Below are 12,017 nucleotides of genomic sequence, written 5' to 3'. Positions count from 1 at the left end.
GAGTGGAGTTGAGGATGATGACACGCAAGCTCGAAAAATTTGTTGATCAGCTTCCTGCTATTAATACAATTAAGCCTTTAGAGGTGAAAAATAAAAGAGCTTTTTATGAGATTAAAATGGAGGAATTTACGCAGAAGCTTCATAGGGACCTGGAACCGACTCGTTTATGGGGATATAATCGTCAATTTCCGGGCCCGATGTTTGATGTTAACAAAGGAGAACCAATAGACGTAAAATGGATGAATAACCTTCCAGGAAAACATTTGCTTCCGCTTGATGAATCAATTATCCACCATGACCCGGAGGTAAGAACGGTGACTCATCTGCATGGAAGTGAGACAAGGTCGGACAGTGATGGTTATCCGGAGGCTTGGTTTACGAAGGATTTTAAGCAAGTGGGTCCATTTTTTAAAAGAGAAATTTACCATTATCCCAATCGACAGCGTGCTGCAACTTTATGGTATCACGATCATGCTATGGGGATTACACGCCTCAACGTATATGCCGGACTTGTTGGGATGTATATTATTCGCGATCAGGAGGAGCGGAGACTAAAGCTGCCAACAGGGGATTATGAAATTCCACTCATTATTACCGATCGCTCTTTTAATGAGGATGGTTCCTTATTTTACCCTAGTCAGCCCAATAATCCTTCAAGGAATCTGCCAAATCCGTCGATCGTTCCATTTTTTTTGGGAGACACCATTTTAGTAAACGGTAAAGTATGGCCATATATGGAAGTGGAACCTAAAAAGTATCGGTTTCGTGTCTTGAACGCGTCTAATACAAGAGGATATCAATTATACCTTGATTCAGGTCAATCCTTTTATCAGATTGGAACAGACGGAGGATTATTGCCTAGGACGGTAAAATTAGACAAATTGGTAATGGAACCGGCGGAACGAGCGGATTTAATTATTGATTTCTCGAAATATGAAGGAAAATCAATTATATTAAAAAATGATCTAGGATCTAATCCAGATCCGAATGATGAAACGTTTGATGTTATGCAGTTTCGAGTTACTAAAACACTCACCAAGGAAGATACAAGTAAAATTCCTAAACGATTGAGTACAATTCCTTCATTAAAAACGGGCATGGTAGCGGGGTACCGGAATTTAAAACTGATTGAATCTAATGATCCATTAGGGCGTCCTATGCCATTATTAAATAATAAAAAATGGGAAGATCCTGTGACGGAAAAACCTAGGTTAGGTACAACAGAAATTTGGTCTTTCATTAATACCATGCCATTTACTCATCCCATTCATATTCATTTAATCCAGTTTCAAATATTAGACCGGCGTCCATTTGATTTGGATTTTTATAATAAAACAGGACAGATCCGATATACAGGTCCTGCAAGACCGCCGGAACCAAATGAAAGAGGGCTAAAAGATACAGTGGCTGCACCAGCCGGGGAAGTGACCCGTGTAATAGTCCGTTTCGGTCCTTATTCAGGCCAATATGTTTGGCATTGTCACATTTTAGAGCATGAAGATCACGATATGATGCGTCCGTTTATTGTTAGGGAATAGGGGATAGGTCTTCTCCCACTTTAGTGGGAAATGGGACCTGTCCCTCTGTTTGTTTTTTCTAAATTATCTTAACTTTATAGTTGGTTTTTGTTATGATTAAATCGTAAGTAGTAAGTAATAAGTAGTTAGTAAAATTTAATCCAGGAGGGTCAAGTTATGAAGGAACTTAGTTTTGCTCAAAACTTTTCTTTGATAGCACTTAACGCTCAGGAAAGTACCCGTTTAACTAATTCAAAGAAGGTGTCCTTGCGTTGTATGGCTGCTGCTGCATTATTAGAAATTTATTTGGATAAGGGTCTAAGTGAAAAGGGAGAAAACCTTACTTTTGAATTAGAGACCTTGAATAATACTTCGATGCCTTTATATCAACAAACTGTCCTTAAAATCTTGCTTAGCAGAGATAAATCCTTATGTGAGACACTCCCGAAATATCTATTAAAGGTTCTTAAATTTTCTAGTAAACAATTAAAGGAAGTGGAGGATGCTTTTGCCTTTACATTAACAAGGGAAAATGTAATGGAGGAAATTCCTGCTCTCTTAAACAGTGATTTGGAGTTTGTCACAGCAGGTATTGAAATGAGAGAATACCGCAGTAATGCAGAAATATTCACAAGACTGACGGAAAGTATTCGTGCTGAAATTTTAGAAGATGGGCCAATAACAGATGAGGCCATCATTATGATTTGGTTATTGAGGGAAAGCGGTTGTATATACGACCTTTTCTCAAAAGAAGAGTTAAAACATGTAGCTGCTCGCATTTATGAATTATATGATAATACCTCTTTAGGAAGAGTAATTTTCCCAATTAATATTCATAAAACAGTCGAATATGCAGTGAAAAATTTCCTAAAGATGAAAAAGGAAATGATGTCTACTCCATCAGGATCAGGAATTAACTTTGTTTTTCCGATTATCGAGAGATCCCAGTCCATTTTTATCGATACGGAGTCCTACTTTTCTAACAAGGAGGACCGTTTACGTGATGTAAAGCAGAGACTGGAAAGTAATGGCCACAACATTACAGTCATTCGTGAGGGAGAAATTCCGCTTATTAAAATAGATAATGTTCTATACGAAGCGGTCCCTCATGCAAAGCAGTATAGATTTCCTGTTCATGGTGTTCGTTTGATAAAATATCCATTATCTTTATAGTAAGGAGGAAAGGAATTGTCCCGTCAACGTTCTATGGATAAAATACGTGCATCTGATTTCGTATCGATTGGGGAATTGGTACGTCTAACCGGATCCCGTTATAGTACTCTAAAATTCTATACAGAAGAAGGGATGCTTCCTTTTGAGCAAGAGGAGGAAAATAGAACAAGGAGATTTCCCAGAGAAAAGGCGATTTCCAGAATAAATGAAATAAAGGACTTGAAAAAACAGGGGCTTAGCATTCCAGAAATAAAAGAAAGATTAACTAGCAAGGATTGAAATTAGGGAACAAACCCCTTGTCCCACTTTAGTAGGATAAGGGATCTGTTCCTTTGTGCCATTTTTAAAAGCTGTTTTTAATATTTTCTGCGCTATTTGCGGTATCTTGAATATAGGCAGCGATGGAGTGATTATCCTCGGTCATGCTTTCTATAGAGGCACTGACTTGTTGTATGCTGGCAGTTGCTTCTTCGATAATTGCAGCAAATTCCGTTGTGGAGGATTCTACATTTACGCTGTTTTTTCCTACTTCATTAGAGTGATCTTCAAATTTCTTGAATTGAGTATTTAACTTTTTCAGCATAATATCAAGTTGGGTAAAGTAAGAATGCACTTCTTTTGTCGTATTAACACTTTGATCTAAACTATCACTGCTTGTTTGCATATTAGCTTGTGCTAATTCATTGGAAGTATTTACTTGACTTAAGTTGTCCGTAATTTTCGTTGTGATATCTTTAGTTAGATCAGCTAATTTTCTAATTTCCTCTGCCACAACGGAGAATCCTTTGCCTGCTTCACCAGCACGAGCAGCTTCAATAGAGGCGTTTAAAGCTAGTAGATTGGTCTGCTCTGTAATTTGTTTAATATCATTAGCAAACTGATTTGTTTCTTCAATTTTTTGCGTTAAGACGGTAAAGTTTTCATTGAGCTTCGCAATCACATTTTGAAGGTGGTCCATTTCATTCGTTAGGTCCATTGCCGTCGCTTGCCCTTTGCTTGCAAGAGAACTAGACTTTATGGAATCCTCTATTAATTCCTTCGTTATTTTATTCATCTCATTTATTACAAGTAGATTTCTTTGTGCATTTTCAGCAATTCCAGATATTTGTTCACTTTGCACTTGACTCCCTGCCGAGACTTCACTCATGGCTATTTTCATTTCCTCTTGTGAAGTAAGGCTAAATTGTACTTTTTCGCTAATTTTCGTAATACTCTCGGCAATATTGGCTATTTCCATTTCAAGGCGATTTTTTTGCTTTTCTTTTGTTTTATTATCCTCTTCCGCAAGATGGATATATTCTTGCAGTTTTTTATATTGCTTTTGATTCAAAAATATAAGCATCCCTAATATAACGCCAGAGAATAAGTAGATAATAACAAAGGAACTTAGCTCTTCTGTTAAATATGCGTATCCTTTTGCCGGATATAGATTATTCATAATAAGAGTTATAAAGCCTAAAACATAACCAATGCCAAATATTTTTCCATTAAACTGTACGGCAGAAAAAACAGAAAAGAAAAAAATAGTCATAGCCGTGGATAATGAACCACCGTCTTTCCATAATAAACTTAAGTTAAATAGATTCATTACAATGACTATTGTATATGGGAAGATAATTTCTTTTTTATACTTATGTGCTAAAAAGAATACTAAAGGGTAGAAAATGATTTGAAAGATGTAGAAATAAATACTCCAGGTATTTTGCCCAGAGGTTAGTAAGCTGATGGAACCTAAAATAGTCGTAATTAAATACATAATAAGCATTAGTTTATTTCTGTTTCTCATATCTAAAACTTTTAATTGCTGAATTGCCGTCATGGTGTCCTCCTATAGTCATTAGTTTTTACTATTTATATCGGTAGAAATAATTGATTTTTAAAATTTTTTAAAAAAACGTTCTTAGTTATTTATATCTAGTAAACTGGCAGCTTGACAGGTCTATTAACCTATGGTAAAAAGAAAGTAATCGTTTACATGAATGGATTGTTACTGCTCGGCAGGCAAAACCTAAATTTGTAAAGGGAGTATCTTATGGTATTCTATGTACAAATTTAGGTTTTTTTATTTGGTTTTAGGAAGATTTACAAAATACTTCAATCAAGGGCGAGTGGAAATGGAGATTAAAAAGATATTAAACAATAATGTTGTCGTATCAACAAATGAATTAAATCAGGAAATAGTTGTAATGGGGAGAGGGCTTGCTTTTCAAAAGAAGGTCGGCGAGTCCATTGATGAATCTAAGATTGAGAAAACCTTTGTGCTAGAGACCCGTGGAATATCTGAAAAGCTTGCAAAATTATTAAGAGATACTTCCGAGGTATATTTGAACATTTCCGCCAAAATTTTGGATTATGCACAAACCCATCTGCCATTTAAATTAGATGAATATCTTTATGTCGCATTAACAGATCACATCAGTTTTGCGATTAGCAGGCATAAGCAGGGTATCCATTTAACAAATCCACTATTATGGGAGATCAGGAAATATTATAAGCAGGAATTTCAAGTTGCCCTCAAGGCTCTTGCCATTATTGAAAAGGAAACAGGAATCGCCCTTGGGGAGGATGAAGCAGCCTCCATTGCATTGCATCTAGTAAATAGCCAGATTTCCGGCGAGAATATGGCAGCTGCTGTGCAAATCACAGAGATGGTAAATACTATTTTGAATATAGTTAAATACCATTTTAAAATGGAGTTGGATGAGAACTCAGTTAATTACGAAAGGTTTCTAACACATCTTCGTTTTTTTGCTGTCCGCTTTGTTCGCAAGGAAAAACTAGAGGAAACGGTGGATCAGTTTTTTATTGAACAGATTCAGCTAAAGTATCCTGAGGCATATTCATGTACCCAAAAGATTGCAACTTATTTAGAAAATCAATTTAATTGGGGTGTGACAAAGGACGAGGAAATATATTTAACTGTCCATATCCATCGCGTTACAAATCGCCATAAAATGAAGTAATTTTTGCAAAAAATCCCATTAAGAAAGCGTTGACAATTCATGAAAGCGCATGCTAAAGTAAAAATACAAAATTCAATATTGAATTCATTAGGATTGTTACTGATTACGCAGGCAAAACCTAAATTGTATTGTCAAACTTCTTGGCATGCAGTTTAGGTTTTTTTGTTTTTATAAGGAATTAAATAGGATTGTGAAGGAATGTTACCTTTTTGGGCATAACCTGAACTGATCTGTACGAGGCTCTATTTTTACCTGTACAGATTGGCTCAGGTTTTTTTATTACAAAAATAAATAAAGGAAAGAAGGGGTAAGGGTATGAAGTACGAACAGCTCGCAAAAGACATTATTAAAAATGTTGGTGGCAAGGAAAACGTTAACAGTGTTGTACATTGTATTACTCGCTTACGCTTTAAGCTAAAAGACGAGAGCAAGGCTAATACCGATGTATTAAAAAATATGGATGGTGTCGTAACCGTTATGAAAAGCGGGGGTCAGTACCAAGTGGTTATCGGTAACCATGTGCCTGATGTCTATAAAGATGTAGTGACAATTGGTGGGTTTCAATCCGAATCACCTGTAGACGAAGAAGAAGACGGAAAAAAACAAAATTTATTTAATAGATTCATTGATATGATTTCCGGTATTTTTGCGCCGACACTTGGTGTATTAGCCGCAACAGGTATGATTAAAGGCTTTAATGCCTTATTTATGGCATTAGGCTGGTATTCAGATAAAACCGGGACTTATCAAATCTTAAATGCTATAGGGGACTGCTTGTTCTATTTCTTCCCCATCTTTTTAGGGTTCACAGCTGCTAAGAAATTTAAAGGAAATCAATTTATAGGAATGGCTATTGGTGCTGCATTAGTGTATCCAACACTATCCGGTTTAACGGCAGGTAAGCCGCTATATACCTTATTTGCAGGAACAATGTTTGAATCGCCTGTCCATATTACCTTTTTGGGAATTCCAGTAATATTAATGACCTATTCTTCATCGGTTATTCCAATTGTGATTGCCGCATGGGTTGGTGCGAAATTAGAAAAATGGTTTACAAAAGTAATTCCAGATGTAGTGAAGACATTCTTAGTTCCATTCTTTACATTGCTTGTTACTGTGCCACTTACATTTATTGTAATTGGACCGATTGCTACATGGGCAGGACAGCTTTTAGGACAACTAACTCTTTGGTTAATCAGTTTAAGTCCAATCGTTGCTGGTATCTTCCTTGGCGCGTTATGGCAAGTCTTTGTTATCTTCGGGCTGCACTGGGGGCTTATTCCGATTGCGATTAATAATATTGTCGTGATGCATTCAGACCCAATTCTAGCACTGATTTTTGCCGCATCTTTTGCCCAAACAGGTGCCGTGCTTGGTGTTTGGCTTAAAACGAAAGACAAAAAGTTAAAATCATTAAGTATTCCAGCGTTTATATCCGGTATTTTCGGGGTTACTGAGCCGGCCATTTACGGGATTACCCTTCCGAAGAAAAAACCATTTATTATCAGCTGTATTGCAGCTGCAATTGGCGGAGGCCTTCTCGGTGTATTCGGTTCAAAAATTTATATGATGGGGGGACTTGGCGTTTTTGGTTTCCCAAGCATGATTGATCCAAAGGCCGGAATAAATATAGGGTTCTGGGGCGCAATCATCGCTGTTGTCACTGCTTTCATCCTTGGCTTTATCTTAACTTATTTATTTGGCGGAGCAGGAAAAGAGAATAAGAATGCAGATGCATCTGAGACTAAAATTCCGGAACAAAAGCAAACGGATGTGAATGTAAAAAGCGAAGTTATTTCAAGCCCATTTACAGGGGAAATAAAGTCTTTATCCGAATTGAAAGATGCCGCGTTTGCATCCGGTGCACTTGGCAAGGGTGTGGCAATTGAGCCATCAGAAGGAAAGCTTTATTCTCCGGTGTCAGGGACTGTTTCTGCATTATTCCCAACACATCATGCTATTGGGATTACATCTGATCGAGGTGCTGAAATATTAATCCATATTGGTATGGACACAGTTCAGTTAGAGGGTAACTATTTCTCTGCTCATACAACACAAGGTGCACGCGTAGAAAAAGGGCAGTTATTAATAGAATTTAATATAGAAGGAATTAAATCAGCTGGTTATGTGGTGACAACACCAGTGGTTGTAACAAATCATGAGAAATATACACTCGTTCCAACAGAAGAACAAAATATCCAAGCGGTCGAGCGTTTAATCGAGTTACAAGTTAAATCAAATTCAGTGGCTGTTTAAATTAATCTAAAGAATGTTGAAGAAGGGAATCCAATATTTTTCCTTCTTCAACTACATTAGAAAGGGAGAGGTTAATATGAAGAAGTTTTCATTTCCTGAAGGTTTTTTATGGGGTGGCGCTATTGCTGCCAACCAATCAGAAGGTGCATATTTAGAAGGTGGAAAAGGATTAACAACGGTAGACTTAATGCCAACTGGTAAAAATAGATGGGATATAGCGACAGGGACAGTTGATTCCTTTAAACCAAAGGAAGAAGAATTTTATCCATCCCACGAGGCAATAGATTTTTATCATCGTTATAAAGAGGATATTGCTCTATTTGCGGAGATGGGGTTTAAAGCACTGCGTATTTCAATTTCTTGGGCGAGGATATTCCCTAATGGGGATGACGAACAACCGAATGAGGCAGGGTTAAAGTTTTACGACGATTTATTTGATGAGCTTTTAAAACATGGGATTCAGCCGGTAGTGACCATTGCCCATTTTGATGTTCCTGTACATTTGGTTGAAACGTATGGAAGCTGGAGAAACCGCAAACTTGTACACTTTTTTGAAACCTATGCAAAAACGATTTTCAAACGTTACAAAGATAAAGTCAAATATTGGATGACGTTTAATGAAATCAATATGCTTTTACACCTGCCGTTTGTAGGTGCTGGTCTTGTTTTTAAAGAAGGGGAAAATAAGCTGCAAATTCAGTATCAAGCAGCACATCATCAGCTTGTTGCAAGTGCATTGGCAGTAAAAGCATGCCATGAGATTATTCCTGATGCAAAAATTGGCTGTATGTTGGCAGCTGGAATGACCTATCCTTATACGTGCAATCCGGATGATGTTTATAAAGCAATGGAAAAAGATCGTGAATCGTTCTTCTTTATCGATGTGCAGTCACGAGGAGCATATCCGGGGTATGCTATTCGATTCTTTAAAGACAATCAATTATCCATCGACATGGAAGACGGCGATGAGGAACTTTTGAAAAATGGAACTGTTGATTATATCGGTTTCAGCTATTATGGCAGCCGGGCGACAAGTACCGATCCTGAAATATTAAAGCAAATTGGCAGCGGAAATGTATTTGCTTCTGTTGAGAATCCATATTTAGAGAAATCTGAATGGGGCTGGCCAATTGATGCCAAGGGCTTCCAGATTACTGCTAACCAGTTGTATGACCGTTATCAAAAACCATTGTTTGTTGTGGAAAATGGGCTTGGTGCAGTGGACGAGGTTACTCCGGAAGGGGAAATTAAAGACGACTACCGAATTGATTACCTCAGAAAACATATTGCTGCAATGGGAGAAGCCATTCAAGATGGTGTAGAAATTCTCGGCTATACAAGCTGGGGGCCAATCGATATTATTAGCGCCTCTACAGGTGAGATGAAAAAACGATACGGCTATATTTATGTTGATAAAGATAACGAAGGTCATGGAACACTGAGCAGAATGAAAAAGAAAAGTTTTTACTGGTATAAGGAAGTGATTGCGTCAAATGGGGGAAACCTTGACTAGTAGAGCGATGGTATCCAAAACATGATCAGATAGAAATAGTTAATAGATGGAGATGGATGAAATGAAAAAGCTTCTGGCTGCATGTGTATCCTTAATGGTTATCCTATCATTGGCAGCTTGTAATCAATCAAAAACTTCTAGCGAAACAACCGTGAACAAGGGTAAGGATAAGACAGTTACCTTTTATATAACACGACACGGGAAAACAATTTTTAATACCAATGACCGAGTTCAAGGCTGGTCTGATACACCATTGACAGAGGATGGGGTTAAGGTAGCCGAGAATTTAGGTAAAGGTTTAAAAACAGACAAGGTAAAATTTAATGCTGCATATAGCAGTGATAGTGGAAGAGCAATTGAAACGGCAAATCTAGTATTAAAAAATAGTGGTCAACAAAATCTAGTGCTAAATCAAGATAAAAATTTGCGGGAAGTGTACTTTGGCAAATTTGAAGGCGATTTAAATGAAAATATGTGGGGCCAAGTAATGAAATCATTGAACATGAATTCAATGGATAACCTAATGAAATTGGGGATGCCGAAATTAATAGATACCATTTCCAGTATTGATAATACTAAACAAGCGGAAAATTGGGACCAAGTTTCTAACCGTGTTAAATCTGCAATAGATAAAATTGCAAAAAAACAAGCAAAACAAGGAGGCAATGTTCTCATTGTAAGTCATGGCATGACAATTGACGCCTTTCTTTCCATCATTGCACCGGATCAGCCACTGGTTCAATTAGATAATGCAAGTGTTACTAAGGTAGAGTACCGTGACGGGAAATATAAAGTAAAATCAGTGAATGACTTGAGCTATGTTAAAAAAGGGGAAAAAGAAGATTAAGCTTTTTTCCGTGTCTTACTTACTCGAAAAATCTTTGGCGGTTATTTTTATAACTGCCATTTACTTTTAATAAATTTTTACGGAGGTAATCTGAATGGCAAACACAAGTAAAAGATTCCCACAAGGCTTTTTATGGGGAGGGGCTACGGCTGCGAACCAATTAGAAGGCGGTTTTCATGAAGGAAATAAAGGATTAAACATTGCCGATGTTCTGCCTGGAGGAAAAGAACGTCTGAAAATTTTACAATCACCAGGCTTTGATTTTGAAATTCACGAAGATAAATATACTTATCCTAATCATGAAGCAATTGATTTTTATCATCGCTATAAGGAAGATATCGCCTTATTTGCAGAAATGGGTTTCAAGTGCTACCGTATGTCCATCGCTTGGACAAGGATTTTTCCTAACGGAGATGAGTTGGAACCAAATGAAGAAGGTTTAGCATTTTATGATAGAGTGTTCGATGAATTGCATAAGCATGGAATTGAACCGGTAGTTACGATTTCTCATTATGAAATGCCCGTATACCTTGTAAAAAATTATGGTGGTTGGAGAAGCCGCGAGGTAGTTGCATTCTTTGAAAAATACGTAAAAGCGATTTTTTCACGCTATAAGGATAAAGTGAAATATTGGTTAACTTTCAATGAAATTAATTCTGGTCTTGCCATGCCAATTATGGGTCTTGGTTTTTCCATTCATAATGAGGAAGATAAATACCAAGGGACATTCCAGGCATACCATCATCAATTTATTGCAAGCAGTTTAGCGGTGAAAGCTTGCCACGAAATGATTCCTGATGCAAAAATCGGCTGTATGATTCTTTATGCACCAACCTATTCTTATGATTGTAACCCTGAAAATGTCATGTATGCCCTTCAAGAGGGACGTATTTTTAATAATTTCTGCGCGGATGTTCAAGTAAGAGGGGAATATCCTACCTTCATTAAGCGTTATTTTAAAGAACATAATATTAATCTTGATATTCAACCGGGTGATTTAGAATTGATTAAACAGTATCCGGTCGATTTTATCAGCTTTAGTTACTACATGTCCCGTACTGAAAAGAAACACAAAACAGCGGCTGAGCAAGGGGACGGAAATATTATTGGAGGAATAAAAAATCCATTCCTTAAAGCAAGTGAATGGGGATGGGAAATTGATCCTATCGGTTTAAGAATTACATTAAACGAATTCTATGATCGCTACCGTAAACCACTTTTTATTGTGGAGAATGGTTTAGGAGCGAAGGATACGGTAGAAGCAGATGGCTCCATTAACGATGATTATCGAATTGAATATTTACGTGAGCATATAGAACAAATGCGCGAAGCTATTGAAGATGGCGTTGAATTGATGGGTTATACGCCTTGGGGATGCATCGACTTAGTTAGTGCGTCCACAGGAGAAATGTCGAAGCGCTACGGATTCATTTACGTTGATAAACATGACGATGGCAGCGGAACGTTAGAACGGAAGAAGAAAAAATCCTTCTATTGGTATAAAGAAGTAATTGCTACAAATGGAGAAAATTTATAAATAAAAATAGGGAACATGATCCTTTTCATCATGAGACAAGAGACATTGCGATTATCGGGCAATGTCTCTTAATTTTTAGTAGAAAAGCGGAAGGATTTCCTAAATCAGGTAAATTTCATTGAAACTTTTTGGAACTTTCACTTATAAATCCTCTAATTAGCAATAAATAATAGATTTCCATATTTAAATATAGTCCAACAATTAAAATAGT

At 37.1% G+C, this 12,017-nt stretch carries 9 protein-coding genes; 8 read left to right on the top strand and 1 reads right to left on the bottom strand.

Features of this window, described 5'->3' with window-relative positions:
- Positions 1-17: 17 nt before the first annotated feature.
- The 3 genes from NSQ59_RS26710 to NSQ59_RS26700 all read left to right on the top strand — a co-directional run bounded on the left by NSQ59_RS26710 (position 18) and on the right by NSQ59_RS26700 (position 2,969).
- Positions 18-1,538, top strand: a complete 1,521-nt coding sequence (locus tag NSQ59_RS26710) for a multicopper oxidase family protein (protein ID WP_126648535.1) — start codon at positions 18-20, stop codon at positions 1,536-1,538.
- Positions 1,539-1,694: 156 nt separating this feature from the next.
- Entirely contained in the window at positions 1,695-2,690 is a 996-nt protein-coding gene (locus NSQ59_RS26705; protein ID WP_055741567.1) for a hypothetical protein, read from the top strand.
- Between the two features lie 15 nt (positions 2,691-2,705).
- Positions 2,706-2,969 carry a helix-turn-helix domain-containing protein gene (locus tag NSQ59_RS26700; protein ID WP_055741566.1) on the top strand — a complete coding sequence of 88 codons (264 nt, stop codon included), beginning with the start codon at positions 2,706-2,708 and terminating at the stop codon, positions 2,967-2,969.
- Positions 2,970-3,033: 64 nt separating this feature from the next.
- Here NSQ59_RS26700 and NSQ59_RS26695 read toward each other — a convergent pair whose 3' ends face one another.
- Positions 3,034-4,509, bottom strand: a complete 1,476-nt coding sequence (locus NSQ59_RS26695) for a methyl-accepting chemotaxis protein (protein WP_340833077.1) — start codon at positions 4,507-4,509, stop codon at positions 3,034-3,036.
- A gap of 295 nt (positions 4,510-4,804) precedes the next feature.
- Between NSQ59_RS26695 and licT the strand changes: the two genes are divergently transcribed.
- The 5 genes from licT (at position 4,805) to NSQ59_RS26670 (ending at position 11,806) form a co-directional block, all read left to right on the top strand.
- The gene (gene licT / locus NSQ59_RS26690) at positions 4,805-5,653 is read left to right on the top strand and encodes a BglG family transcription antiterminator LicT (RefSeq protein ID WP_055741883.1); all 849 of its coding nucleotides are present in this window, start codon (positions 4,805-4,807) and stop codon (positions 5,651-5,653) included.
- A gap of 315 nt (positions 5,654-5,968) precedes the next feature.
- Entirely contained in the window at positions 5,969-7,909 is a 1,941-nt protein-coding gene (locus NSQ59_RS26685; protein WP_340833076.1) for a beta-glucoside-specific PTS transporter subunit IIABC, read from the top strand.
- A 76-nt stretch (positions 7,910-7,985) separates the two neighbouring features.
- Entirely contained in the window at positions 7,986-9,422 is a 1,437-nt protein-coding gene (ascB, locus tag NSQ59_RS26680) for a 6-phospho-beta-glucosidase (RefSeq protein WP_340833075.1), read from the top strand.
- Between the two features lie 61 nt (positions 9,423-9,483).
- Positions 9,484-10,269, top strand: a complete 786-nt coding sequence (locus NSQ59_RS26675; protein WP_183102015.1) for a histidine phosphatase family protein — start codon at positions 9,484-9,486, stop codon at positions 10,267-10,269.
- 94 nt (positions 10,270-10,363) lie between these two features.
- Positions 10,364-11,806 carry a glycoside hydrolase family 1 protein gene (locus tag NSQ59_RS26670; protein ID WP_340833074.1) on the top strand — a complete coding sequence of 481 codons (1,443 nt, stop codon included), beginning with the start codon at positions 10,364-10,366 and terminating at the stop codon, positions 11,804-11,806.
- The last annotated feature ends 211 nt before the right edge of the window (positions 11,807-12,017 follow it).

It is taken from the genome of Margalitia sp. FSL K6-0131 (assembly GCF_038008735.1).
Lineage (GTDB): Bacteria > Bacillota > Bacilli > Bacillales > Bacillaceae_C > Margalitia > Margalitia shackletonii.
This window is presented reverse-complemented; position numbering and strand designations above follow the sequence as displayed.